The sequence below is a fragment of the Deltaproteobacteria bacterium genome (genome assembly GCA_016875395.1).
Taxonomy (GTDB): domain Bacteria; phylum Myxococcota_A; class UBA9160; order UBA9160; family UBA6930; genus VGRF01.
In genome coordinates, this window is record VGRF01000001.1 from 298,656 (window position 1) to 322,064 (window position 23,409).

At 71.2% G+C, this 23,409-nt stretch carries 23 protein-coding genes; 10 read left to right on the forward strand and 13 right to left on the reverse strand.

Going from position 1 to position 23,409, the window contains the following annotated elements; genetic code table 11:
- Positions 1-55: 55 nt before the first annotated feature.
- Complete coding sequence (locus FJ091_01510) at positions 56-787, reverse strand: PilZ domain-containing protein (GenBank protein MBM4382022.1); 732 nt, start codon at positions 785-787, stop codon at positions 56-58.
- Between the two features lie 255 nt (positions 788-1,042).
- On the opposite strand from FJ091_01510, the gene FJ091_01515 reads away from it, so the two are divergent.
- The gene (locus tag FJ091_01515; GenBank protein ID MBM4382023.1) at positions 1,043-1,441 is read left to right on the forward strand and encodes a hypothetical protein; all 399 of its coding nucleotides are present in this window, start codon (positions 1,043-1,045) and stop codon (positions 1,439-1,441) included.
- On the opposite strand, the gene FJ091_01520 is transcribed toward FJ091_01515, so the two are convergent.
- Positions 1,438-2,727, reverse strand: coding sequence for an MATE family efflux transporter (locus FJ091_01520; protein MBM4382024.1), 1,290 nt, complete (start codon positions 2,725-2,727; stop codon positions 1,438-1,440). The two genes, FJ091_01515 and FJ091_01520, sit on opposite strands and share 4 nt — an antisense overlap.
- Positions 2,728-2,860: 133 nt before the next feature.
- Positions 2,861-3,481, reverse strand: a complete 621-nt coding sequence (locus FJ091_01525) for an HAD family phosphatase (GenBank protein ID MBM4382025.1) — start codon at positions 3,479-3,481, stop codon at positions 2,861-2,863.
- 276 nt (positions 3,482-3,757) lie between these two features.
- Here FJ091_01525 and FJ091_01530 point away from each other — a divergent pair, with 276 nt between their 5' ends.
- Positions 3,758-5,023 (forward strand): EAL domain-containing protein, encoded by a 1,266-nt coding sequence (locus FJ091_01530; GenBank protein MBM4382026.1) that lies wholly within the window; start codon positions 3,758-3,760, stop codon positions 5,021-5,023.
- Between the two features lie 221 nt (positions 5,024-5,244).
- On the opposite strand, the gene rarD is transcribed toward FJ091_01530, so the two are convergent.
- From rarD to FJ091_01565, 7 genes are all read right to left on the reverse strand, one after another.
- On the reverse strand, positions 5,245-6,189 hold the full coding sequence (gene rarD / locus FJ091_01535; GenBank protein ID MBM4382027.1) for an EamA family transporter RarD: 945 nt from the start codon (positions 6,187-6,189) through the stop codon (positions 5,245-5,247).
- The gene (gene dusB / locus FJ091_01540; GenBank protein ID MBM4382028.1) at positions 6,186-7,292 is read right to left on the reverse strand and encodes a tRNA dihydrouridine synthase DusB; all 1,107 of its coding nucleotides are present in this window, start codon (positions 7,290-7,292) and stop codon (positions 6,186-6,188) included. Before dusB ends, rarD begins: the two co-directional genes overlap by 4 nt.
- Before the next feature lie 100 nt (positions 7,293-7,392).
- The gene (locus FJ091_01545; protein ID MBM4382029.1) at positions 7,393-7,665 is read right to left on the reverse strand and encodes a BolA/IbaG family iron-sulfur metabolism protein; all 273 of its coding nucleotides are present in this window, start codon (positions 7,663-7,665) and stop codon (positions 7,393-7,395) included.
- Between the two features lie 39 nt (positions 7,666-7,704).
- Positions 7,705-8,634: a Grx4 family monothiol glutaredoxin gene (gene grxD, locus FJ091_01550; GenBank protein MBM4382030.1), complete on the reverse strand. Its 930-nt coding sequence runs from the start codon at positions 8,632-8,634 to the stop codon at positions 7,705-7,707.
- Between the two features lie 171 nt (positions 8,635-8,805).
- A complete protein-coding gene (locus FJ091_01555; GenBank protein MBM4382031.1) occupies positions 8,806-10,878 on the reverse strand; it encodes a carboxy terminal-processing peptidase in 2,073 nt (690 codons plus the stop codon).
- Between the two features lie 234 nt (positions 10,879-11,112).
- Positions 11,113-11,847 carry an acetoacetate decarboxylase family protein gene (locus tag FJ091_01560; GenBank protein MBM4382032.1) on the reverse strand — a complete coding sequence of 245 codons (735 nt, stop codon included), beginning with the start codon at positions 11,845-11,847 and terminating at the stop codon, positions 11,113-11,115.
- The gene (locus FJ091_01565; GenBank protein ID MBM4382033.1) at positions 11,844-12,965 is read right to left on the reverse strand and encodes an LLM class flavin-dependent oxidoreductase; all 1,122 of its coding nucleotides are present in this window, start codon (positions 12,963-12,965) and stop codon (positions 11,844-11,846) included. Before FJ091_01565 ends, FJ091_01560 begins: the two co-directional genes overlap by 4 nt.
- A 146-nt stretch (positions 12,966-13,111) precedes the next feature.
- Between FJ091_01565 and FJ091_01570 the strand changes: the two genes are divergently transcribed.
- The 5 genes from FJ091_01570 to FJ091_01590 all read left to right on the forward strand — a co-directional run bounded on the left by FJ091_01570 (position 13,112) and on the right by FJ091_01590 (position 16,367).
- The gene (locus FJ091_01570; GenBank protein MBM4382034.1) at positions 13,112-14,176 is read left to right on the forward strand and encodes a PAS domain S-box protein; all 1,065 of its coding nucleotides are present in this window, start codon (positions 13,112-13,114) and stop codon (positions 14,174-14,176) included.
- A gap of 28 nt (positions 14,177-14,204) precedes the next feature.
- Positions 14,205-14,912 (forward strand): hypothetical protein, encoded by a 708-nt coding sequence (locus FJ091_01575; protein MBM4382035.1) that lies wholly within the window; start codon positions 14,205-14,207, stop codon positions 14,910-14,912.
- A 108-nt stretch (positions 14,913-15,020) separates the two neighbouring features.
- Positions 15,021-15,230: a hypothetical protein gene (locus FJ091_01580; protein ID MBM4382036.1), complete on the forward strand. Its 210-nt coding sequence runs from the start codon at positions 15,021-15,023 to the stop codon at positions 15,228-15,230.
- 10 nt (positions 15,231-15,240) lie between these two features.
- Positions 15,241-15,795 (forward strand): NIPSNAP family protein, encoded by a 555-nt coding sequence (locus FJ091_01585; GenBank protein ID MBM4382037.1) that lies wholly within the window; start codon positions 15,241-15,243, stop codon positions 15,793-15,795.
- Between the two features lie 89 nt (positions 15,796-15,884).
- Complete coding sequence (locus tag FJ091_01590; protein ID MBM4382038.1) at positions 15,885-16,367, forward strand: Csp1 family four helix bundle copper storage protein; 483 nt, start codon at positions 15,885-15,887, stop codon at positions 16,365-16,367.
- A 30-nt stretch (positions 16,368-16,397) separates the two neighbouring features.
- On the opposite strand, the gene FJ091_01595 is transcribed toward FJ091_01590, so the two are convergent.
- Positions 16,398-17,780: a PepSY domain-containing protein gene (locus FJ091_01595; GenBank protein MBM4382039.1), complete on the reverse strand. Its 1,383-nt coding sequence runs from the start codon at positions 17,778-17,780 to the stop codon at positions 16,398-16,400.
- 8 nt (positions 17,781-17,788) lie between these two features.
- Entirely contained in the window at positions 17,789-19,927 is a 2,139-nt protein-coding gene (locus FJ091_01600; GenBank protein MBM4382040.1) for a TonB-dependent receptor, read from the reverse strand.
- Between the two features lie 136 nt (positions 19,928-20,063).
- Between FJ091_01600 and FJ091_01605 the strand changes: the two genes are divergently transcribed.
- From FJ091_01605 to FJ091_01615, 3 genes are read left to right on the forward strand one after another with little or no spacing between them, the layout of a single operon-like run.
- Positions 20,064-21,338 carry a HAMP domain-containing histidine kinase gene (locus FJ091_01605; GenBank protein MBM4382041.1) on the forward strand — a complete coding sequence of 425 codons (1,275 nt, stop codon included), beginning with the start codon at positions 20,064-20,066 and terminating at the stop codon, positions 21,336-21,338.
- On the forward strand, positions 21,335-21,898 hold the full coding sequence (locus tag FJ091_01610) for a response regulator (GenBank protein ID MBM4382042.1): 564 nt from the start codon (positions 21,335-21,337) through the stop codon (positions 21,896-21,898). The genes FJ091_01605 and FJ091_01610 overlap by 4 nt, the downstream gene beginning before the upstream one ends.
- A 4-nt stretch (positions 21,899-21,902) precedes the next feature.
- Positions 21,903-22,862 carry a hypothetical protein gene (locus tag FJ091_01615; GenBank protein ID MBM4382043.1) on the forward strand — a complete coding sequence of 320 codons (960 nt, stop codon included), beginning with the start codon at positions 21,903-21,905 and terminating at the stop codon, positions 22,860-22,862.
- 7 nt (positions 22,863-22,869) lie between these two features.
- Here FJ091_01615 and FJ091_01620 read toward each other — a convergent pair whose 3' ends face one another.
- Positions 22,870-23,406, reverse strand: a complete 537-nt coding sequence (locus tag FJ091_01620; GenBank protein MBM4382044.1) for a cytochrome P460 family protein — start codon at positions 23,404-23,406, stop codon at positions 22,870-22,872.
- Positions 23,407-23,409 lie beyond the last annotated feature (3 nt).

The window sequence follows — 23,409 nt, forward strand, 5'->3', positions numbered from 1 at the left end:
CTTCGCCTCGCTGCGCGCTTCGCTTGCGGCTCGCTCCGCTCGGCCTCGTGGCGCCTCAGACCTTGAGGACGCGGCTGCGCTCGAGCGTGTAGGCGAGCAGCGCGGCCTCGGTGCGGTCGTCGACGCCGCGGAAGCGCACGCCCATCCCGGTGGGCAGATTCCCGCGCGCGAGGTTGCCGGGGACGTTCGTCATCACGACCTCGGCCGCGACGCGCACGTCGTCGCCGGGCAGGGGCAGCCCCAGGTGCACGAGCGTGCGCGGCTGCGAGGGCTGCGTGGTCGCGACGAACGCGCCGCTCGCGGACAGCGAGTAGAGCTTCGCGGGGCGCTCGCGGCCGTTCGAGCGGAAGTTCACCGGCCAGTTCGTCGGCACGCGCTCCGCTTTGCGCTCCATGCGAACCGGCAAGCTGCCAGCGAGAGCGCGGTTGGCCTGGAAGCGCATGAGGTGGTCGTCGATCGGGAACCAGAGCGCATGGTCGACGCCCGCGCGGCGGAGTCGCTCACGCAGGTTCGGGTCGGGGCGCATTCCGCACGCGAGCATCGGCAGCATGCCCATGCGGCCGCCGGCGCGGATCGCTTGCTGCACGCTCGACAGATCTTGCGCGGGCAGGTCGACAGGAATCACGGCCGCACCCAGCAGGAAACGTGGATCGCGCAAAACCTCGGTGGCGTCGCGCGGCGTCTTCGCGCGCACGACGTGAAACTCGAGCGCGGCGAGGCGGCGTGCGATGGGCTCCAGCGGATCACCGCCGCCCTCGATCACGAGTAGGCTCTTGCGCAGCGCCATTTCGTTCCCCCTCGCGCCGGTTGCGCATCGGCGTGCGCAAGAGTTGCGCGCGTGACCGAAGTCACTGCGCGGCGCCCGCCGCTCCTCGCCTAAGCTCGGCGCATGCTCGAAGTCGGCCAGCAGCTGCCTGCGCTCGAACTGCGCGACGCGAGCGAGCGCACGGTCTCGCTCGCGTCGCTGCACGCGGACGCACCGCTCGCGCTGATCTTCCTGCGCCACTTCGGTTGACCCATCTGCCGCCAGCACCTCGGCGAGGTGCAGAAGCGCATCGCAGAGTTCGAGAAGCGCGCGGCGACGGTCGCCGCGATCGGCCAGGGCACCGGCGCCGAGGCGGCCCGCATGGCGCGCATGTTGAAGCTCGCGTACGGCTGTTACGGCGATCCGGAGCACGACGCCTACGACGCGCTCGCGATGGGGCGGACGGGCGTCTTCGGTCTCACGCTCGCGCCGTTCCTCAGCAATCCGGCCAGCTCGCTGCGCAACCTGCGCGAAGCCGACATGCGCGCTGCCGCGAATCCGCGCAGCGACGTGTTTCGCCTCGGCGGCGCGCTGGTGGCCGACAGGCGCGGCGTGATTCGCTTCCTGCACCGCTCGCGCACGACGACGGACGTGCCGAGAACCGACGCGATCTTGGCGGCGATCGACGCGACTTAGCTCGCGTCGCGCGGAGCGTTCTTGCGCAGCCAGAGCACGAGCGCGACGGCGACGACGATCAGCCCCAACAAGAGCCCGAGCCAGAGCCCGCGTAGGCCGAGCGGCGTGCGCAGCGCCAGATACCCGCCGACGGGCAGCGCGATCACCCAGTAGCCGGCGATGTTCGCGAGTGTCGCCGGCATCGGGCGGCCCATGCCGCGCAGCATTCCGCACGCGGCCGCCTGCATGCCGTCGAAGATCTCGAATGCCCCGGCGATGGGCAGGATCGCCGCGCAGGCGGCGATCACGGCGACGTCGCGGGTGAACGCGTGCGGCAGGACGTCGCGGCCCAGGATGAACGTGCCGGCCGCAAGCGCCATGAACGCGGCGCTGCACGCGATGCCGAGCCAGCCGGCGCGCGTGGCTGCGGCGGCGTTGCCCGCGCCGATCAGATTCCCCGCGCGAATCGTCACGGCCTGCGAGATGCCGAGCGGAATCATGAAGGTGATCGACGCGAACTGCATCGCGATCTGATGCGCCGCGAGTTGCGTCGCGCCGAGCGGCCCGGCGATGTAGTTCGCGAAGCCGAACGCCCACATCTCGGTGCAGGTCTGGAACGCGATCGGGATGCCGAGTGCGAGCACCTCGCGCTGATTGCGCCACGCGAAGGCGTGCGCGCCGAAGGGCACCCACGCGCCCTCGTGCAGGCGGAACGCGCGCGTCCACGCGACCAGCGTGAGCGCGCTCGCCACGCGGGTCGCTGCCGTCGCGATGCCCGCGCCCGTCGCGCCGAGCTCGGGCGCGCCGAACTGCCCGTAGATCAGCGCCCACGCCGCGGCGGCGTTCACGACGTTCGCCACGGCCATCACCACGACCGTCTGTCGCACGTGCTCGCGGTTCTGCAGGTAGCGCGAGAGCGCGGTGCTCCCGAGGAAGAACGGAATGCTCGGAATCTGCGCGTGCACGAATTTCGCCGCGACCTTCGCGAGCTCGGGATCCTGGCCCGCCGCGACGAGCACCGGCTCGGTGAAGAGCCAAGCGATCGCAACGGGGATCGAGAGCACGCCCGCGAGCACGAGCCCCGTGTGAAACGCGCGCGCCGAGCGCTCGCCGTTTCGCGCGCCGTGCGCCTGCGAGATGATCGGATCGAGCCCGAGCAGGATGCCGTTCGCGAACATGATCGTGCCGAAGATCCACGGGTTGCCGAGGCCGGCGGCAGCGAGCTCGCGCGTCCCGTAGTGGCCGAGCAGTAGCTGGTCGACCACGCCCATCGCGATCATGCCGATGTTCGAGAAGGCGACGGGCACCGCGAGGCGCGCCAGACGGCGAGCTTCGCCGGCAAGGGCGCCGCTCGGGGCAGTCGTGCTCGGCGTGCTGGAAATGGCGAGAGCTCCGCGCAGCCGGGTGTTATGGCGGATGCGTCGCGAGCGCGCGAGTCGGCTAGCTCAGCGCGAAGCCGACGTGCTCCGACAACTCCGCGAGCGCCGGGCCGGGCGCGTCGACCTTGATCGTGCGCATGCCGAGCTCGCGCGCGGCTTTGAGGTTGCGGCCGATGTCGTCCAGGAACACGGCCTCGCTCGGAGCGACGCCCAGCGTCTCGCAGGCGAGGTGGTAGATGCGCGGGTCGGGCTTGCGCAGGCCGACCTTGCTCGACTCGATGAACGCGTCGAACAGGTCCTTCAGATCGTGCGTCGGCTCGCCCCGCTCGTTCGCCCAGTTGTTGGTGAGCGCGCCCGCCCGCAGGCCGCGCCCGCGAATGCGCCGGATCGCCTCGAGCATCGCCGGCCGCGGTCCGCACTCGGCGATGCGCGCCATCATCGCGGCCGCGGAGAGGACGTGGCCCGCTGCGCGCACCTCCGCTTCGAAGTCGCGATGGAACGCGTCCATCGACACTTCGCCGCGCTCGAGCCGCGACCATGCGCCTTGCGGTCCCGTGTCGACGACGACGCGGTTCACGACGCCTTCCGGAATGCCGAGCTCGCGCTCGTAGCGGTTGATGGCGTGGAGAGGCGAGTCGATGACGACTCCCCCGAGATCAAATATCACGGCGCGAACGGGCATCGGGGCAGGCTACCTCGGTGGCGGTTTCGTTGCGGCTTCAGCCTTGTTTACTTCGCATCGGGCTCGAAGACTCGCCCGCTGCTGCGCGCTTCGCTTGCCGCCTCGGCCGACCTGCTTGGGTGGAGCGGTCGACTTCGAGGTCGTTCTGACTTTTGCTGCGGCGCGACAAACGTGTTTCTCGGGCGCTCGTTCGTTGCGGCGCGGCGTTCGAGGCTTCTTGGCGCGCTGCGGTGGTGTGCCTCAATCGCGCAGTGTTGCCGGCCGATGCGTCGTTTCATGCACGATCCTGAGAAGCAGCAGCGGGATGAAGTGGCGGCGGTGGTGTTGCCGCGGCTTGGGGAACAGCTCGAGGGGGTGCTGGCGCGGTTCGAGGCGCTGCCGCTGCTCGGCGTGTTCGTCGTGGATGCGAGCGAGCTCGCGTTCGTGGAGGCGGGGCATGGCGGCGCGGCGCGGGCGCAGGCGCTGGCGCGGGTGGGCGCGCTCGTGCGCGGGATCGTGGATCCGTTCTTTGGCGGCGAAGCGTTCGTCGTTTCCGGGGATGCCGGCACGCTCGAGGTGATCGGTTTCGTGTGCCGCGAGGCGAGCGACGGCGCGCTGTTCCGGCAGGAGCTGCCCGGGCTCGCTCGTGCGCTCGAGCGCGGCATCGAGCAGGCGGGGCGCAAGCTCGTGTATCCGTTGGCGCGCGAGGCGCCGTTGTTAGGGGTCGGCTACGCGGCGGCGCTCCGCAATCCGTTCCGCGCGGGCGAAACGCAGCTGCGCGCCGTGATCGACGAGGCGCGCGCGGACGCCGTGCTCGCGAGGCGCGTGCGCGAACGCCAGCGGCGACACGCGTTCCTCAGCATGCTGCTCTCGAACGGCGTGAGCTCGGTGTACGAGCCGATCGTGTCCGTCGCGTCGAAGACCGTGTTCGGATACGAGGCGCTCGCGCGCGGGCCGGAAAGCAGCGAGTTCCACTCGCCCGCGGTGATGTTCGGAACCGCCGAGCGCGAGGGCCTCGTCTACGAGCTCGACTGCCTGTGCCGCCGCAGCGGCCTCGACGGCGCGAACGCGCTGCCGGGCGGCACGCGGCTGTTCCTCAACGTGCGACCCACTGCGATCCACGACCCGCAGTTCCGGCCCGACGCCGTCACCCGCACGCTCGCTGCGGCGAACCTCTCGCCGAGCGACGTGGTGTTCGAGATCTCCGAGCAGGAGTCGATCGAGAACTTCGGCGCGTTCCGCGAGATTCGCGACGAGTACCGCAAGCTCGGCTTCCAGTTCGCGCTCGACGACACGGGCGCCGGCTACGCGAGCCTGCACGCGCTGATCGAGCTCGAGCCCGAGTTCATCAAGGTCGACCGTGCGCTGATCACGAACCTCGACACCGACGGCTCGAAGCAGAACTTGTTACGGGCGCTGCAGCTCGTGGCCGACGGCATCGGCGCGCAGATCATCGGCGAGGGCCTCGACACACTCGAAGAGCTGGACATGCTCGGGCAGCTGGGGATTCCGTTTGGGCAGGGTTGGCTCTTCGGCCACCCAACTCCGCTGCGAGCTCGCTGACGCTCGCTCTTCGCTGTGTTGGGCATCGAGGCTTGCGGTTTTCCTTGTTTACTTCGCAGCGGGCTCGCGGACTCGCCCGCTGCTGCGCGCTTCGCTTGCGGCCTCGGCCGACCTGCTTGGGGGGAGCGTTCGACTTCGAGGTTCTTCCGACTCTCGCTGCGGCGCGTCAGGCATCACGGTCGGCCGTGCGTCCAGTCGCCTCGGGTCGGAGTGGGCGCTTGTTAGGTCGCGGCGAGTCGGGCGGTGCGCTGGGCGTGCCAGGCGCTGGCGGTGAAGAGGGCGATGGCGATCCAGATGCAGGTGAAGGTGAAGGCGTGCATTTTCGTGAAAGGCTCGTCGTAGGCGAGGACGGCGAGGACGAGGGAGATCATCGGGGAGAAGTATTGGAAGAGGCCAAGGCTGATGAGGGAGAGACGCTGAGCGGCGGCGGAGAAGAAGATGAGGGGGAGGGCGGTGACGGGGCCGGCGGCGATCAGCAGCGTGCGTTCGAGAGGCGTGCCGCTCGCGAGCGCACCGCCGGCGGTTGGCGTCGCGAACAGCAGCCAGGCGAGCGCGAGCGGGACGAGCGCGGCGGTTTCGAAGGCGAGGCTCGTCAGGGCGGGGACGGCCGTGCGCTTCTTCGCGACGCCGTAGGCCGCGAAGGTCGCGCCGAGCACGAGTGCGACCCACGGCACGGCGCCGAACGCTGCGATCTGCGCGCCGACGCCGATCGCGGCGATCGCGACGGCGAGCCACTGCACGCGGCGGAGGTGTTCCCCGAACATCGCGACGCCGACCGCGGCGTTGATGAGTGGGGTCAGCAGGTACCCGAGGCTGGTCTCGACGATGCGGCCCGCCTGCACCGCCCAGATGAAGACGCCCCAGTTCACGGCGATGAACGCGCTCGCGAAGGCGAGGCCGCGCCGCTCGCGCGGCGAGCGCAGCGCCGCGCGCAGCTCGCCGAAACGCCCGAGCGCGGCCAGCAGCGCGAACGTGAAGAGCACCGAGAACAGCACGCGGTTCGCGAGCACCTCGGGCGGCGGCACGGCGCCGAGCGCCTTCCAGTACGCCGGCAGGAGGCCCCACGCCGAGTACGCGAGCAGCGCGTACGCGGCGCCCGACGAGCCTCGTGGGGCGCCTCTCGACTCATTAGGGACCGACCCCGCGTTTGGTCCCGCGCCGCTCACCCGCCCGAGTCCGCGTCTTCGGCTTCGCGGCCCGGGGGCGTCGGGTCGTCGCGCTTCGCGAGCCAGCCTTCGGGGAGCGAGACGCGCTGGCGGCCCGCGTGCTTGCCCCGCGCGACGCGCAGGCCTTGCGCGGGGAACGGCAGCTCGCGCGCGACGCCGGCGAGCGCGGCTTCGAGCTGCGCGAACGACTCGGCGGCGACGAGCGCGGGGCGCAGTCGCGCGCCGCCGGGGAAGCACTTCGTGTACCAGCTGGCGTGCTTGCGGAAGCCGCGGATGCCGTGGCGCTCACCCCAGGCGCGCACGAGCAGCTCGGCGTGCTCGAGCAGGATGTCGCAGACGCCGCCGAGCGTGGGCGGCGGCTCGGGCTCGCGGCCGTCGAACACGCATGCGAGCTCGCGGAACAGCCACGGGCGCCCGAGGCAGCCGCGGCCCACGACGACGCCGTCGCAGCCCGTGGCGCGCATCATGCGCAGCGCGTCCCAAGCCTCCCAGATGTCACCGTTCCCCAGCACCGGGATGCGCGTCACCGCCTGCTTCAGCTCGCCGATCGCGTTCCAGTCGGCCTCGCCGTCGTAGAGCTGCGCGGCCGTGCGCGCGTGCAGCGCGACTGCGACGCAGCCCTCCTCCTGCGCGATGCGCCCGGCGTCGAGGAAGGTTGTTATGGACTCGTCGACGCCGATGCGGAACTTGATCGTGACCGGCACGTCGCCCGCGTTCGCGACCGCCGCGGCCACGATGCGCGCGAGCAGCCGCGGGCGCGCGGGGATCGCGGCGCCGCCGCCGCGGCTCGTCACCTTGCGCACGGGGCAGCCGAAGTTCATGTCGATGTGGTCGACCTGGTCCTCGCCCACGAGCTGCGCCACCGCTTCGCCCACGATCACGGGGTCGACGCCGTAGAGCTGGAGGCTGCGCGGCTTCTCGTCCGGCGCGAACTGCGCGAGGCGCAGCGTCTTGGCGTTGCCCTCGACCAGCGCGCGCGCCGTGATCATCTCGCTCACGTAGAGCCCTGCGCCGAAGCGGCGGCAGAGCGTGCGGAAGGGTGCGTTCGTGACGCCCGCCATCGGCGCGAGCACGACCGGCGGCCACACCGCGAGCGGGCCCATGCGCAGCGTCGCGAACTCGCCCGGCTGCGCCGGAGCGACGCCCTCGTTCAGCGCGCTACGCGGCGCCCGCGGTGTCTCGCTCAGCTGCACGGCGCACTCGTTACGGCGTCTTGATCGTCATGCGGTCGATCGCATGCACCGGCGCGGAGTCGCCCGCCATCAAGTGCGCGATCGCGGCATAGACGGTCTGCTGCTGCTTCACGCGATTCAATCCCGCGAGCGCGCTCGACGTCACCGCGAGCTCGAAGTGACCGGCGCCGCCGGCTCTCACCTCGACCTCGGCGCCCGGCAGCGCCTTGCGGATCGCATCGCCGAGCTGCTGCGCGATCTCCTCGGGCTCCGGCGGCGGCGAGCTCAGAATCTTCAGCGCCATCGTGGCGTTCCTTCTGGACCGACATCGGTCCGTTGCGCTCTAGTAACGAGGGACGTTCGGGTCGACTTCCTGCGACCACGCGTCGATGCCGCCCGCCACGTTCCACACGTTCGTGAAGCCGAGCGCGGCGAAGTGCTCGGCGGCGCGCTGGCTGCGGCCGCCGTGGTGGCAGTGGAAGACGAGCAGCGTGGCCTTGTCGAGCTGCTCGAGCTGCGCGGCGACGTCGCTGTCCAGCAGCCGCGCGCCCTCGATGTGCGCGACCGCGCGCTCCTCCGGCGTGCGCACGTCGAAGAGCCCCATGCGCTCGCCGGAGCGCAGGCGCTGCGCGAGCTCCGCCACGCTCATCTGGCGCACTTCGGCGCTCTTCGGTGCGTTCGGATTGTCGATGCGGAACGCGGGGCCCTCGGCGCGCGCCTCCGCGTCGAGCGTGAGGCCGTTCGCGCGGGGCGCGCTCAGCGGATCGATCTCGATCGCAACGCCGTTCGCCGTGAGTGAGATCGCGCCCGGCTCGCTCGGGCCGAAGTAGAGGCTGTGCTGGAACTGCGCGTCGATCGCGATGTGCAGCGGGCCCGCCGAGCGCGACGCCATCTTGCGCAGCGAGTCCGCGGCCGCGTCGGTCAGCGTGATCTCGGGAATCTCGATCACCGGCTTCGGCACCCCGAGCGCGTCGTAGAGGGATCCGTCCGCGAGCATCTCCTGCACGATGTCGCAGCCGCCGATGAACTCACCGCCGACGTAGAGCTGCGGAATCGTCGGCCACGACGAGAACTGCTTGATGCCGTCGCGCAGCGCGGCGTCCGCGAGCACGTTCACCGTGGCGTACTCGGGGATCAGGCTGTCGAGGATGCGGCACACCGTCGCGCTGAATCCGCACTGCGGCGCGCCACGCACGCCCTTCATGAAGAGCACGACGCGCTCAGAGGCGATCAGTCCTTCGAGGCGCGAGCGGACGGCGGGATCGAGCTGCATGGGGAGACTCCTGAGCGCGGTTGTCACGCGAAGCCGCGCATCATCGCGCATCGGCGGCGCTTTGGCGGGCGGGCGTCGTTGCGCTCGGGTCGCTGGTGGGCCACGCTATCGCCTCGCTCGCGCGCCTAGACCGCCGGCCCAGTCCGCTCGCCGGCCTGAGGGGTCGAGAGCTCAGCTGCGCGGCGGCTGGAGCGTGACGAGGTCGGCGAGCACGCGCACGGCTTCGTCGAGGTCGGGGCGCTTCGGCTCCTCGCTCTCGTCGTCGCCGGTGAGGCTCGGCCGCGGCGCTACGGGCGCGACTGCTGCGGTGCGGCCCGGTGCCGGCGCGCCCCCGGGCGTCGCCTTCGCGACCGGCGGCACGGGATTCGGCGCCGCTGCGGCCTCTTCCTTCTTGCGCGCCTCTGCTTCCGCTTCTTCCTTCTCGCGGCGCTGAATCATCGTCGCGAGCTTCAGCTTGCCTGCATCGGCCGCGCGCTCTGCCAGCTCCTCGCGGATCTTCTCGTAGCCGGGCTCGCGCGACACGCGCAGCGCCGAGCGGCGCGACAGCTCCGCGATCGTCTTGTCGGTGACGGGCTCCCAGCGCGCGCGGCCGAGCGCCGCGTTCGCCGAGCGCGACAGGAACGGCGCGACGCTCTCGCTGGGCAAGGGGAAGCGCTCGTTGCTCTCTCCCACCACGTCGGGCGTGAGCAGCGAAGGCAACACCACGTCGGCCTCGACGCCCGCGTGCTGCGTCGATGCGCCGCCAGGGCGGAAGAACATCGCGGTCGTGACCTTCAGCGCGTCGCCTTCGCGACGCGGAAGCATCGTCTGCACCGTGCCCTTCCCGAACGTCGCGGCGTCGCCGACGATCACCGCGCGGCGATAGTCCTTGAGCGCGCCCGCGACGATTTCCGACGCCGAGGCCGAGACGCGCGAGGTGAGCACGACGAGCGGGCCTACCCACGCGATGCCGCCCTCGGGATCGTCGAGCGGAAGGGTTTTGAAGCCCTCGCGCACGCCCACGATGCCGCCGTCGTGGATGAAGAAGCCGGCGATGCGCACCGCGTCCTCGAGCAGGCCGCCGCCGTTGAACGCGAGATCGAGCACGAGGCCGTCGGCCTGCTCACGGCGCGCCTGCTCGAGGAGACGCCGCACGTCGCGCGACGCGAGCCGCTCCAACGGATTGCGCGGGTCGCCGCCGCCGTAGAAGCCGGGCAGCGTCAGCACGCCGAGCTTCAGCTCGCGCGTACCGACGGTCTCCTCGCGGAACTCGAGCTTCGCGGCCTGCTCTTCGAGGTCGATCTTCGCGCGCACGATCTCGATCTGGAAGCGCTTCGGCGGCGAGCCGTCGCGCTGCACGAGCAGGCGCACCTTCGTGCCTTTCGGCCCGCGGATCAGGCGCACGATGTCGTCGAGGTCCATCTCGGCCACGTCGACGTAGTCGCCCTTCTCCTGCGCGACTTCGAGGATCTGATCGCCCTTGATCAGCGAGCCCTCGAGCTTCGCGGCGCTGCCGGGCATCACCTCCTCGACGACGGCGACGCCTTCCTTGTCGCGCAGCTGAACGCCGATGCCTTCGAGCGAGAGACGCATCTGAATCTGGAAGTCGTCGTTGGCGCGCGGCGGGAGGTAGTTCGAGTGCGGGTCGAGCGCGCTCGCGAACGCGTCGAGCCAGCCGCCGAGCAGCTCCGTGTACTCGATCTCGCGCACGCGCTTGGTGCGGAGCTCGTAGCGCTTGATCAGGCGCTGCTTGGCTTCCTCGCGCGTGCGGCCGTCGTTCTCGAGGCCCGACATCTGGAAGTACACAGCGGCGCGCAGCTCGCGCACGCGGTCGGCCTCGGTCTTCGGCCAGCCGCGCTCGTCCGGATCGAGCACGATCTCGGCGTTCGGGTCGATCGCGAAGCTCGGGCTCGATACGAAAGCGCGCACTTCGTCTTCGAAGCGCTTGGTGCGCGCGACGAGGTCCGTGTGCAGCGCGCGCAGCTGCGTGCAGTTGCCGTTGCGGATGTCGCGGGCGGCGCGCGTCAGCTGCTCCTGGAGCCGCTTCGCTTCGGGCGCGAGGAACAGCAGCTTCTGGCCGTCGATGCGCTCGATGTAGAGCTGGGCAGTGCGGCGATCGAGCTCGCCGTCGATCGTGCTGCGGCTGCTGATGTGCGCGCGCAGGAATTGGCGCTCGAGATCGTTCACGTCGGAGCAGGCGATCTCCGCCTGAACGGCGGAGGCGAGGGCGAAGGCGCCGAAGGCGAGGACGAGGGCGTGTCGCATAGGCAGACCAGCATAACGGCGTGATCTGCGGGCGAGCTGCGTGTGCATTCGGCGAAACCCTCGCGTGGCGAAGCGCTCCAGAGAACGTGCCGCCCGAGGGCGGCTGCGTGACGAAACTGACGGCGCTTCGGCAGTTCCGCCGTGCAACTCAGGCGCAGAGTTGTACCGGCGGCCACTTGGGGTCTGGCACGGAATGGCGGTTTTGGCCAATTCGTGCCTGACCCCAATTGGCCTTCACACCTTCTCGGTGCCCGTGAAGGCGGTCTCCTCGGGCCGGCAGACGAAGCGGATCGCGGGGATCGCGATGTCGGCGAGCGTGATCGAGGCGGAGACGGGGTAGTAGGGATCGAGGCGCGGGTCGCCCCAGGCGGCGGGCGCGAACGCCGAGAGCTTCGGGCGCAGGCGCTCGGCGCGCTTGGGCGTGAACTCGGGGTCGACCTGCACGAGCCGCCAGCCGCGCGGCGTGTCGGCGAGGTTGAGCGTGCCGGAGAACTGAACGTCGCCGGCCGCGAGCGGGTCGGGGTCGGCGCCCTCGAACGCGAGGATCGTGTCGCCGCCGCGCGCGACCTCGAGGAGCACGGTGTCGTAGGCGCGCTGCCAGCGGATCTCGGCCGTGAGCGCGGGGAAGCCGAAGCCCGCGCTGAGCGCGCTCGCAGCGGCGGCGTTGTCGCACGCCGCGCCGGTGACGAAGCCGCGCGGGCGCACGCCGCTGCGCGTCTGCGCGCGCGCCATCACAAGCGAGAACGCGCCCCACGGCGACTCGGGGCAGCGCCATGCCTGCAGCACGAGCGCGGGCGGAATCGTGGGATGCAGGCCCGCGGGCACGATGCACTCGCGCGCGGAGGTGGGCATCTCGAACATCGCCTGCACGATCTCGACGCGCGGCAGCGCGACGGGCGCGGCGTCGAACGCCGGCAGCTTCGGGCGGCGCGCCTTCAGGTCCTCGAGCCTCGCGGTCCCCGTGATCACGCGCGCACCTCCGCGGCGCGCGCGGGAGCGAGCGCGTCGTGCTTCGTGAAGTGCGGCATCACTTCTTTCGCGAACAGGCGCAGCGAATCGAGCACCGCCTGCTGCGGCACGACTTCCATCCCGTTCAGCAGGAAGTTCACGCCGGTCACGCCGATCGACTCCCAGCGCTTGATCGCGTCGATGCAGTGCTTGGGGTCGCCGATGCAGAGGCCCTCGGGGAGCGCGACGCCCTCGCTCGGGTTCGTCGCCTGCGACGCCGAGCTTGGCGCGAGGTTCGCGAGCGACTGATACGCGCGCGTCGGAAACGCCTCGCGCGTCCACAACAAGTGCGAGTTCGCCACCGAGAACGTGCCCAGGAAGCGCATGCCGACGTCGGCCGCGCGCTTCCGATCCTCGTGGCAGTAGAGAAAGTTCAGCGTCGCGACCTGATCGTTCACCACGCTCGAGACGGGGTTGCACTGCTGGATGCGGCGGTGGAACTCGCGCGTGCGGCGCTCTTGCTCCTGGTAGCTCGCGGCCGAGACGCCCAGGCAGCCGATGCCGCGCTCGGCGGCGTCGAGCTCGGTGCCGGGGCTCGTGACCGTCACCCACAGCGGCGGGTGCGGGTCCTGCACGCACTTCGGCAGGATGTTGCGCTCCGGCATCGAGAAGCAGCGCCCGTTCCAGCGCACGGGCTCGCGCTTCCACAGCACAGGCAGCGCGCGCACGAACTCGTCCCAGGTCTTCTTCGTGTCGTCCGGATTCACCTGGAATCCGCCCAGCTCCGTCCACGTCGACGAGCGCGCCGTGCCGAGCTCGAGGCGACCGTTCGAGAGCAGGTCGAGCACGGCGGCGCGCTCGGCCACGCGAATCGGGTGGTTCATCTCCGGAACGCACACCACAGCCCCATGGCCTACTCGAATCCGTTTGGTCTGCATCGCAACCGCGGTGAGAAACAGCTCCGGCGCGGAGCAGTGCGAGTACTCCTCGAGGAAGTGGTGCTCGACGGCCCAGGCCCAGTGAAAGCCGAGCTCGTCGGCGACGCGGCACTGCTCGAGCGCGTTCTCGTAGACCTGGCGCTCGATGGCGGTGCTGAAGGGTCGCGGGACGGACAGCTCGAAGAAGATCCCAAACTTCATGCGCGCTCCGCGGGGGTGAGGCGCGGAGCGTAAGTCAGCCGCGCGGGTGACTGCTCGGCTCGACTGCGATCGCTCGCATCTGTGCCGTTTTTCGTCACCTCGCCTCGTGGGCGCCATACGTACCTCGCGAGGAGCCACGCTTCCGGATGAGTGCAGCCAGCGACGACAAGCCAAAGCCGGCGCGCGCGTTTCGGATCCCGCTCTGGGACGAGTACGGGCAGGCGCAGCGCTTCGCCGGAATCGTCGGGGTGCTCGCGCTCGGCGGCGCGGTGCTGCGCGCATTTCTCGGCGAGCCCCTCATCGCAGCGACCTGCGCCGCATTCGGTGCCGGCCTGCTGGCCCTGTGCATCGCGTCGGACCGCGCCGGCTCTGCTCGCACGCTCGGCCACGGCGCGGCTTTGCTGATGAACTCCGCGGCCTGCTCCCTGCTCGTCCTCACCGGCGGCCGGAGCTTCGCCGCGGCGGCTCTGCTCGCCGGGGCGCCTGCGGTCGCCGCGCTCTGGGGCAGCTTGCGCGCGGGCTGGTTCTTCTTGATCGCCGCATGCGCGGTCGCGGGAATCGTGCTGCGCTTCGTGTCGCCGGAAGCATTCCCCGGGAATCAGCCGTGGCTGCAGGTGAACCACGCCGCCTGGTTGGTCGCGCCGGCGGCCGTGGCGTTTCTGATGCTCGCGCGCGCGTGGAAACGCTCCCACGCGGAGTGGCGCGACGAGGTCGCGGCAGCGCACGCAGTCCTCGCTGCCAGCGAGGCTCGTTTCCGCGCGTACGTCGAGAACGCGCACGACGTGACCGCAGAGCTGAGCGACCGCGGTGAGGTGCTGTTCGTGAGCGCGGCGCAGGAGTCGCGCTTCGCGGTGCCCATCTCGAAGATGCTCGGCACGCTCGGCGGCGATTACGTCCATCGCGACGACTACAAGACCGCTCTCGCGTGCTTCAAGACCGCCGCGACGGGCAAGCCCGTGACGAGCGGGGCCATCCGATACCGCTCGCCGCGCGGCGGCTGGCGCTGGATGCGCGTCGCGGTGAACTCGTATCGAACGGCGGCCGGAGAGCTCCGCTTCGTCGTGCAGGCTCGCGACGTCAGCGCGGAGCAAGAGCTGAGCATCGCGCGCGAGGCGCGCATCGCGGAGCTCGCGGAGAAGCTCGCACGCGCCGAGGCGCTGCTATCTCAGACCCCGAGCGCTCGTGAGCCGGAGCTGGCGAAGGCTCTCTGACGCGCGCTTTCAGGCGGTGGAATCGCGGATGAGCTGGCTACCGGAGCGAGCGGAAGGCGCGAGCGAGTTCGAGCGCGCGTTCCGCCTGCGCGAGAACCTCTACGAAGCGTGGGCCGAGCTCGCAGCGCTGTCGTGGACGAAGCGCCTCGCGCCGCCCGTGATTCTGCAGCTGCTGCAGCTGCGCGTGCGGCAGCTGCATTCCGTCCCGCTCGGAACGCACCGCATGAGCGAGGCCGTCGACGAGGGCTGGGACGAGACCCGCGTCGCGGAGCTCGCCGCGTGGTGGAAGAGCGCGCGCTTCGACGAAACGGAGCGCGCGTGCCTGCGCCTCGCGGAGCAGTTCGTGCTCGACGCGAAGGGCATCGGCGAAGCGGAAGTCGCGCCGGTGCGCGGCGCGCTCGGGGACGCCACGGTCGTCGCGCTGGTGGAAGCCCTCGCGATCTTCGATGGCTTCACGCGCTTTCAGAAGATGCTCGGCATCGCCGAGGCACGCGGCGCTTCGCCGCCGAGCAGGCGCCGCGAGCCGCGCGTGGTGGCGCAGCCATCGATGCGCATCGCGCTGCCAAAGCAACTAGGGACCGACGCGATCTCGGGCAGCGCGCTCGCGCATCAGCCCGAAGCGCTCGCGGCGTTCATGAAGCTGTACGGCACGCTCTGGAGCCGCGGCCTGCTCGATCACTCGACCAAGGAGATGGCGCGCATCCGCAGCGCGCGCACCGTCGACTGCGGCTTTTGAAAGAGCGCGCGCTTCGCAGGTGCGAAGCAGGAAGGGCTCACGGAGGCCGTCGTCGACAAGATCCGCGATGACTTCGCGGCGAGCGATCTCACGCCCCGCCAGAAGCTCGTGCTCGCGTGGACCGACGCGTTCCTCGCGGACGCCGAGGCCACGCCCGCGCTGCAGCGTGAAGCGCTCGCGCATTTCACGCCCGCGCAACTGGTCGAGCTCGCGGCGGCCAACGCGATCTTCATGGGCTTCAGCAAGATCGCGCTCGCGCTCGGCGACGTGCCCGACGACATGCCGCTGATGGAGCAGGCGACGCCGGACTTGGCGTGAGGGAGGAGCGATGCGAGAGTTGTTATTGGCCGCGCTGCTCGCGTTGACGGCGAGCAGCGCACGCGCAGAGGACGCGAAGCGGAGCGAGCCCTTCGTGGGCGGGCTCAACCGGGTCGCGGGTGAGGCGCCGCGGCCCGTGCGCAACGACGCGCATCAGCCGGGCCGCGAGGTCGTCACGCTGCGGTACTTCAAGATCAAGGCGGGCACGTTCCCGGAGTTCCTCGCCGCGAGCCGCGACCAGGTCTGGCCGTACTTCGAGAAGCTCGGCGCGCGCGTGATCGGCATGTGGCGCGTCGTGCCGCCGCCGGGCGCGAAGGCGGATGCGCGCGACTACGACGAGGTCTACCTCGCGACGCGCTACGCGAGCGCCGCGCACTGGGCCGCGACGCGCGACACCGCGCTGCACGGCGGCAACGGCCCCGACTTCGAGGAATGCCAACGCGGCCTCGCGTTCCGCGCGAGCGTCACGCTCGCGAGCCACGTCGTCTTCCTCGAAGGCGAAATGGCGCCCGGCGGGCCCTACTTCATGCCGGGGCTCGACGAGAGCTACGAGCGCGTGGAGTGAAGGCGACATCGCGCCGCGCGGTTCGAGCGCCGAGCCGCTACTCAATGCCGCGCGACACGCGCCGACAGGACACCCGAAGGAGAGCCTCGATGGAATCGGTCGATCGCCGCAGCGTCCTGACGGGCGCCATGGCAGCCGCGCTCGCACTCGCTTCCTCGCGCGCGAGCGGGGCGCCGCAGCACGATTCGAACGCAGGGCACGGCCCCGCCGCGCCGGCGGCGGCACGCGACCCGAAGATCGCGGCCGCAGCGGACGCCGCGCTGGCGTGCTTCGCCGCCGCCGAGCGCTGTGTCGCGCACTGCGTCGATTTGCTCGGACGCGGCGACGCCGCGCTCGCGCGCTGCCTCGTACGCTCGCTCGACACGGCCGACGCCTGCGCGGTGCTCGCGCGGCTCGCGAGTCGCGCCGCGAGTGGGAGCGCCGAGCTGCGCGCGTTCGCGAGCGCCTGTGCCGGGTACTGCCGTGCGTGCGCGGAGGAGTGCCGCGAGCACGCGAAGCATCACGCCGCGTGCGCGGAGTGCCTCGACGCCTGCGAGAAGTGCGCGGCCGCCTGCGACGCGCTCGCCGCCTGAGCCGTCGGTTCGGTCCGGATCTCGGACGTGTCAGGTCGATGCGCGGCGCACGAGGCGCCAAAGCGCGTCGCCCGCGAGCACTGACAGGACCGACGCGCCCGCCAGCGGGAAGAACGCGCCGAGCGCGCTCGCGAGCGCGATCACGCCGACGCTCGGCGCGAAGCCCGGCGTGCGCGGGGGAGCCGCGAGCGCGCCGGGCGGCCGGCGCCGCCACCACGTCAGTACGCCCAGCACCACCGTCGCGATCGTGAGTGCACAGCTCGCGGCGAGCACGAGTTGGTTCGCGCGGCCGAACTGGCTGCCCATGTGAATCATCACGCCGAGCTCCACGGTCTTCCCGAGCGCGCTGTACTGGTCCCACCCCACGTCTTCGATCGCGGCGCCGGTGCGCGGATCGAGGTGCACCGTGCGCTGCTCCTGGGCGCGCGCGGGCACGAAGCTCAGCGTGAAGACGCCGCGTTCGTCGCGCGGGTAGATCACGCTGAGTCCCGGCTGCGCGATCTCGCGCGCTCGCGCCTCGCGCATCACGCGCGCGAGCGAGATCGCCCGCGCGTGCGCGGCATGCAGCTCGGGCACGCCGGCCTTGCGCACCGCCCACGGCAGATCGCCGTGCGCGGCGCCGTGATCGTGCACCGGCGCCCGCGCCGCGACCTCCCGCGCGCCCGGGACCGACGGCCAGGCGTGGAAGTTCGGAGACGGCGCGAGCGCCGGAGCGAGCGTGCCGAGCTTCGCCACCTGCTCGCCCCAGAAGCCCGACCACGGCAGGCCCGAGAGCACGAGGAAGCCGACGAGCGCGGCGTTCCAGAGCGACGGCACGGCGTGGAGATCGCGAAGCAAGACGCGGCCGCGCGCGCCGAGGCGCGGCCAGAGCACGCCCCCGGAACGCGCGCCGCGCGGCCACCACAGGAACACACCCGTGACGAGCAGGATGAACGTCCAGCACGCTGCGAGCTCGACGACGGTCGTGCCGAAGCGGCCGAGCAGCAGCTCGCCGTGGAGCTCGCGCACCACGCTCATCAGCCGACTCTCGGTGGCGACGTCGCCGCGCACCGCGGCGGTTGCTGGGTCGACGAACGCGGTGCGCAGCTCGCCTCCCGCGGTGCGCAGCTGCCACTCTGCCGCACGCCCAGCGCGGGGAAGCGCGAAGCGGACCACGCGCGCGCCGGGATAGGCCGCGAGCACCGCGCGCTCCTGCTGTTCGGGCGCGAGCGGCGACGCGGTCGGCGCGACGCGCGCGAGCTCGCGATTCGACCAGCCCTCGATTTCGTGGTCGAACAGGTAGAGCCCGCCCGTCGCGGCGAGCACGATCAGGAACGGCGCCACGAGGAGTCCCGCGAAGAAGTGCCAGCGCCATACCCAGCGATAGAGCGCGCCGTCGCGCCGCGAGTCGTCGTCCCGAGCGTTCGCCGTCACGCGTGTTCTCAGAAGTCGTAGGTGACGCGGAAGCTCGCCTGGCGCGGCTCGCCGGGATAGACGGCGAACACGTTGCCGCTCGCGACGAAGTAGCGCTCGTCGGCGAGGTTCGAGACGACGAGGTCGAGGCGCACGCGGCCGAGCGTGTAAGACGCGCCGATGTCGGCGACGACGTAGGAGCCGAGCAGAAATCCGTCGTTTACGAGCGGGCGATCGCCCACGTAGTTGAAGCCCGCCCAGAGCGCGAGCGGGAGGTCCGCCAGCTCGTAGCGAATGCTCGCGTTCGCCTGATGCTCCGCGGTGTCCTCGAGCCGGCCCTCGTCGCCGTCGTTGCTCCGCGTGACCTCGGCATCGAGGTAGGCGTACCCGCCCTGCAGCGTGAGGCCATCGAGCAGCTCGGCCGTCCCTTCGAGCTCGATGCCGCGCGAGCGGTGCTCGCCCTGCTGGACGCTGTACGTGTCGTCGATCGGGTCGGCGGTCAGCACGTCGCGGCGGCGGACCTGAAAGAGCGAGACGCTGCCCGTGACGGTGCTTCCCGCGTAGCGGATCCCGACCTCGCCCTGGTCGGACATCTCGGGCCGGAACGCGGCGCCCGTGCGCGAGCGCGCCGCCGCCGTGCTTTCGACGTCGAAGCCGGTGTTGTACCCGCCGAACAGCGACCAGGTGTCGGTGAGCCGAAAGGTCGCACCGACCTGATAGGAGAAGTCGTCCACGGTCGTCGCGACGCGCGTCCCGGGGACGCGAACGCCGCTCGCGTCGCGCTCCCAGAGGCGCGAGTCGAACCACGAGTAGCGGCCGCCGAGGACGAGGCTGAGGCGCTCCGTCACGTCGACCACGTCCTGCACGTAGAGCGCGACGCCGTCGATCGGATAGGTGATGTCGAAGGCGAACGAGTACGCCGGCCCGACCGCGCCGCCGAACTGGTAGACGGGCTGGAGCGCGTCGATCGGACCGATGTTGTCGAGCGAACGCTGGAGGAAGCTCCCGCGCTCGCGGTCGTACTCGATGCCGGCGAGCAGGCTGTGCGCGGTGCCGAACCACTCGACGTCGCCCTGCAGGTCTAGCTGCGCGATCAGATACTCGTCGTCTTCCTTCCCGAAGCGTCCGTTGCGGGTCACGGTCCGATTGTCCACGCCGATCCCGCGCACGCGGATCTGGGTGAACTCGGTGTCGAAGCCGTTGTAGGAGACGCGCGGCGTGAGCGTCCACGCGTCGTTCAGCTCGACGTCGACCCAGGCCTGCACGAGGGGCGCCGACGACTTCAGCGGCGACTCGCTGGGCTCGGAGAGATATGTGTCGCGCGGGATGCGGCGGATGCCGTTCGGGAGCTCGGTGCCCACGAGCGGAAGGCCCGGGTTGCGCAGGGTGCGGCGCTCCACCCACTCTGCGACGAGGTAAGCCGTCGCGCGCTCGCTCGCCTCCCAGGTGAGCGAGAGCGCCGCGTTCTCGCGATCGAGGTCCTGGAAATCGACGTACGTACCGGCCCGCTCGAGCTCGCCAGTCAAGCGGAAGTAGAGGCCGTGCTCCTCGGAGATCCGCCCCGTCACGTCGAAGCTGCCGGCGTAGCGCTGATACGAGCCCGTGACGAAGGAGAAGCTCCCATCCCACTCGCGCTGGGGTCGCTTGGTCACGATGCTGAGGACGCCGCCCTGCGCGGACTGCCCGAACAGCACGGCAGAAGGGCCCTTCAGCACCTCGATGCGGTCCACGTTCGAGAGCGCCGAGGCGTCGACATCCTCGTAGTAGCGTTGGCGCACTCCGTTGCGCATCTGGTCCGCGAGGAAGCCGCGCACCTTGAGATCGAAGCTCTGGTACGCCGAGGTGCGCGGGGATCCGACGTTGGCCGACGGCACGCTGCGGAGCGCGTCGCCGACGTTCGTGTAACCGCGCACGCGGATCCCGTTCGCGTCCAGCACCTGCACGCTCTGCGGCACTTTCGCGATCGGGATGCCGGACTTCTCGCCGAACTCGCCGCCGGTGGTCTTCGCGCCGGTGATCAGGATCTCTTCGACCGGCTCGCGGTCGGCGGCGGCCGCGGGCGTCGCTGCACTCGCGGCGTCCGGCGGGGGCTCGGTCTGCGCGGAGAGCGGAGCCGCGAGTGCGAGCAGCAGCGGCAGCGCGAGCGAGCGGAACGGCGAAGGCTTCATGGAGGCGAGGTCTCCCAAAGGGCCTCGCAGGCTATGGAGGATGCTCACCCCGCGCGCTGCGACACGTTGTCGCTGCCTCGCCTGCGACGAAGCGCCGCACCTTCGCGGTCTCGCGCGCGTCGGGAATAATGCGCGCATGCCTGCCGCGACGACGCACGCGCTGCTTCCCGCCGATCCCGGTGCCCAGAGCTTGCGCCGGCTGCTCGCGCTGCGCTGGCTCTCGATCGCGGGCCAGATCGCCCTCGTGCTCGCGACGCAGCGGATCCTCGGCATGCCGCTTCCGCTCGCGCCGATCTTCTCGATCGTCGCCTTTCAGGCGGCGCTGAACGCCTTCACGCACATGCGCGCGGCGCGCGGCGGGCCGGTCGCGGATGCGGAGCTCTTCACGCAGCTCGCGCTCGACGCAGCGGCGCTCTCCGGTGTCGTCGCGCTCGCCGGGGGGGCGTCGAATCCGTTGATCTCGCTGTACCTGCCGCTCGTCGCGATCGCGGCCGCGATTCTGCCCGGCCATCTCGCGGCCGCCTTCGCGGCGCTCTCGATCGTGGCGTACTCGGCGCTCGCGTTCGGCCTACCCGACACGCACGTGCAGCATGCTCCCGGCGCGTTCGAGTTTCATCTGCTCGGCATGTGGATCGTGTTCGTGCTGTCGGCTCTCACCATCGCGTTCTTCGTCGCGCGCATGACGAGCGCGATCCGGGCGCGCGACTCGGCGCTGGCGCGTGCGCGCGAGCAGGCGCTCCGCGACGAACGCGCGGTGGCGCTCGGCAACCTCGCGGCCGGCGCGGCGCACGAGCTCGGCACGCCGCTCGCGACGATCGCGGTGCTCTCCGAGGAGCTCGCACGCAGCGCGCAGGCGGGCGCCTCCGCGCGCGAGGATGCCGAGCTGCTTCGCGAGCAGGTCGCCGCTTGCAAGCAGATCCTCACGCGCCTCGCGCAGCGGGCGGGCAGTCCTCGCGCGGAGGTTCTGCCAGCGGTCGCGCTCGACGCGTGGCTGCTGGCGGTCGCCGCGCGCTGGCAGGCACGTCGCCCGAGCGTCGTGTCGCGCGTGGACGTGGCGGGCGACGCTGCGGCGCCGCTGATCGCGCCGGAACCGACGCTCGAGCAAGCGTTCTGCAACGTGTTCGACAACGCGGGCGACGCGAGTCCGAGCGCCGTGGAGATCGCGGCGCGCTGGGACGTGCGCGACCTCGCGATCGACGTGCTCGATCGGGGCCCCGGAGTCGCCGCGCCGCTCCGGGAAAAGCTCGGGCGCGAGGCCGTGACGACGCGCGCGGACGGCCACGGCCTCGGGCTGCTGCTGGCCTTCGCCGCCGTCGAGCGCGCGGGGGGTCGCATCTCGTTCGCAGCCCGCGATGGCGGCGGCACGCGGGCGCGCATCGAGCTGCCGCTCGCGGCATTGGGGGCGGCATGAAGGAGGTGGACGCGAACGGCCGACTCCTGTTCGTCGAGGACGACCCGGTCTTCCTGCGCGTGATGTCACGCGCCCTCGCGGCGCGCGGCTTCGCGGTGGAGACGGCGGCGAGCCTTGCGGACGCGATACGGTGCGCGGAACGCGCTGACCCACTCGATTGCGCGGTGCTGGACCTGAATCTGGCGGGCGAGTCGAGCTTGCCGCTCGTCGCGTCGCTTCACGCCGCGAAACCGGACTGCCGCATCGTCGTGCTCACGGGCTACGCGTCGATCGCCACGGCAGTGAAGGCGATCAAGCTCGGCGCGGCGGAGTATCTCGCGAAGCCCGTCGACGCCGACGCGCTCGCCCGCGCCCTGCTCGGCATCGCGCCCGAGGATCCGATCGCGCTGTCCGAGGGGCCGCTCACCGTCTCGCAGGTCGAGTGGGAGCACATCCAACGCGTGCTCGCCGAGAACGACGGAAACATCTCGGGCACGGCGCGCGCGCTGCGAATGCACCGCCGCACGCTCCAGCGCAAGCTCGCGAAGCGGCCCGACCCCGTGCGGCCGGCGGGGTCGTGACGCGATGAGGTCTACGCCCCTTCCGGTCCTCGATCTGTCCGCCCTCGAGCGCCCGGGTGCGTCCCTGCGAGCGCTGGACGAGATCTGTGCCGATTGGGGCGCGTTCCATCTCGTCGGTCACGGCGTGAGCGCCGCGGACCGCGAGGCCGCGCTCGCCGCGATGCGGGACTTCTTCTCGTTGCCGGAAGCGCAGAAGCGCGCGATCGAGAGGACGCAAGGAAACCCCTGGGGTTGGTTCGACCGCGAGCTCACCAAGAATCGCCGCGATTGGAAGGAGATTTGGGACTTCGGGCCGCCGAGCGATCGCGGGCCCCTCGCCGGAGCGAGCCCGCAATTCCCCGCGGCGCTTCCCGAGTTTCGCCTCGTGATGCAGCGCTGGTTCGAGGCGTGCCACGCGGTCGCGCTACGTGTGCTCGATGTCCTCGCGCGCGCGCTCGGCGAGGATCCCGAGACGCTCCGCGCCTCGTTCGCGCCGCAGCACACGAGCTTTCTGCGCCTGAACTTCTATCCGCCGTGTCCATCCCCGGCGCCGCACGACCTGGCGCTCGACGCCGAGGGGCACCTCGGCATTCGTCACCACACCGACTCGGGCGCGCTCACGATCCTCCTGCACGACGACGAGCCGGGCCTCCAGTTGCTGCACGGCGGAGAATGGACGCTCGTGCGTCCGATCGATGGCGCCTTCGTCGTGAACCTCGGAGACGTCGCGCAGGTGTGGTCGAACGACCGTTGGCGGGCGCCGCTCCATCGCGTGATCGCGAACGCGGATCGCGTGCGCTTCAGCGCGCCGTACTTCTTGAATCCGGGCCCGGATGCGACGTATGCGCCGCTGGCGAGTCAGTGCGGCGCCCTGCGTCCGCCTCGCTATCGGCCGATCGCGTGGTCGGAGTTTCGTGCGCGCCGCGCGGCCGGCGACTTCGCTGACCTCGGCAGCGAGGTGCAGATCGCCGACTGGCGCATCTAGCGCCGCGTCAGCGGGCGAGCGCCGCGACGCCCTCGTCGTAGCGGTGCACGAAGTCCTTCTCCGCGTGCGGCAGGTGGCACGCGCGGCAGGTGATGAGGTCGTCGGGCGCCGGCGTCGTGCCGTCGGCGAGGTAGGCGGCGTACACCCAGTCGCCGTTGCGCAGCGTCGCGTCGGGGTAGGTGGCGCCCCAGCCCTCGCCTTTGCCCATCAGGAAGATCTTCTTCAGCTCGCCGCGCACGAGCTGGCCGTCGGCGCCGGTCGCGAGCGTGCCGTCGGCGTTCGCCACCGCGGCGTACAGCTCCATCACGAACACCGTGCCGTTCGCGAACGCGCCGCCGGGCGTCGTCTTCGCGCCGACGTCGTTCACGTAGATCTCGCGCACCTGTCCGTTGTCGGGGCGCTGCACGTTCGTGAGGAACGGGCGCCACGTCTTGTAGCTCGCCGGCGTCGCGAGCTGGCCGTCGGCCACGGGCGCAGGCGGCGCGCTCGGCGTTTGGGTGCAGGCCAGGAGCGCGAGCGCGAAGAATGCGGCACGAGCGTTCATCGG

Bases quoted from the DNA above. Each gene is read 5' to 3' on its own strand.
- FJ091_01545 (MBM4382029.1), bottom strand. From the start codon at position 7,665: ATGGCGCTGAAGATTCTGAGCTCGCCGCCGCCGGAGCCCGAGGAGATC.
- FJ091_01590 (MBM4382038.1), top strand. From the start codon at position 15,885: ATGGAATCGGTCGATCGCCGCAGCGTCCTGACGGGCGCCATGGCAGCC.
- FJ091_01555 (MBM4382031.1), bottom strand. From the start codon at position 10,878: ATGCGACACGCCCTCGTCCTCGCCTTCGGCGCCTTCGCCCTCGCCTCC.
- FJ091_01610 (MBM4382042.1), top strand. From the start codon at position 21,335: ATGAAGGAGGTGGACGCGAACGGCCGACTCCTGTTCGTCGAGGACGAC.
- grxD (MBM4382030.1), bottom strand. From the start codon at position 8,634: ATGCAGCTCGATCCCGCCGTCCGCTCGCGCCTCGAAGGACTGATCGCC.
- FJ091_01510 (MBM4382022.1), bottom strand. From the start codon at position 787: ATGGCGCTGCGCAAGAGCCTACTCGTGATCGAGGGCGGCGGTGATCCG.
- FJ091_01565 (MBM4382033.1), bottom strand. From the start codon at position 12,965: ATGAAGTTTGGGATCTTCTTCGAGCTGTCCGTCCCGCGACCCTTCAGC.
- FJ091_01575 (MBM4382035.1), top strand. From the start codon at position 14,205: ATGAGCTGGCTACCGGAGCGAGCGGAAGGCGCGAGCGAGTTCGAGCGC.
- FJ091_01530 (MBM4382026.1), top strand. From the start codon at position 3,758: ATGCACGATCCTGAGAAGCAGCAGCGGGATGAAGTGGCGGCGGTGGTG.
- FJ091_01620 (MBM4382044.1), bottom strand. From the start codon at position 23,406: ATGAACGCTCGTGCCGCATTCTTCGCGCTCGCGCTCCTGGCCTGCACC.
- FJ091_01600 (MBM4382040.1), bottom strand. From the start codon at position 19,927: ATGAAGCCTTCGCCGTTCCGCTCGCTCGCGCTGCCGCTGCTGCTCGCA.
- dusB (MBM4382028.1), bottom strand. From the start codon at position 7,292: ATGGGCCCGCTCGCGGTGTGGCCGCCGGTCGTGCTCGCGCCGATGGCG.
- FJ091_01570 (MBM4382034.1), top strand. From the start codon at position 13,112: ATGAGTGCAGCCAGCGACGACAAGCCAAAGCCGGCGCGCGCGTTTCGG.
- FJ091_01525 (MBM4382025.1), bottom strand. From the start codon at position 3,481: ATGCCCGTTCGCGCCGTGATATTTGATCTCGGGGGAGTCGTCATCGAC.
- FJ091_01605 (MBM4382041.1), top strand. From the start codon at position 20,064: ATGCCTGCCGCGACGACGCACGCGCTGCTTCCCGCCGATCCCGGTGCC.
- FJ091_01615 (MBM4382043.1), top strand. From the start codon at position 21,903: ATGAGGTCTACGCCCCTTCCGGTCCTCGATCTGTCCGCCCTCGAGCGC.
- FJ091_01585 (MBM4382037.1), top strand. From the start codon at position 15,241: ATGCGAGAGTTGTTATTGGCCGCGCTGCTCGCGTTGACGGCGAGCAGC.